The sequence below is a fragment of the Burkholderia cepacia genome, from assembly GCF_001039005.1.
Lineage (GTDB): Bacteria > Pseudomonadota > Gammaproteobacteria > Burkholderiales > Burkholderiaceae > Burkholderia > Burkholderia theae.
On record NZ_LDWR01000145.1, the window covers coordinates 1 to 288 of the forward strand.

The 288-nt window shown below is 63.9% G+C and carries 1 pseudogene; it reads right to left on the minus strand.

Going from position 1 to position 288, the window contains the following annotated elements:
• Positions 1–22: 22 nt before the first annotated feature.
• Positions 23–288 (minus strand): annotated as a pseudogene (locus VL15_RS38765) (IS66 family transposase); the annotation flags it as partial.

Genomic DNA, 288 nt, shown 5'->3' on the forward strand with positions numbered 1-288 from the left:
CGTGGATTCAGGGCAGGGTCAGTACCTTCGGCGCCAGATCGTCGAGCCACGCCTTGAAGGTATTCAGCAACGGCACGGTGTGCTGCTGCCGCAGGCGGTGCGTGTAGCTGGCGCGCGTGTCGCCGTCGGGCAGTTCGCCTTTGGCAAGCGCCTCGACCTGATACAGCGCCTGGAAGTACTCGAGCGCCCTGGCGACGCGCGGGCTGGGCTTGTTCTTCTGGCTCTTGAGGACGTCGGTAAACATTCTCCTCGCGTGCGCCATGCATCCGAAGTGCGTCGCCTTCTTGA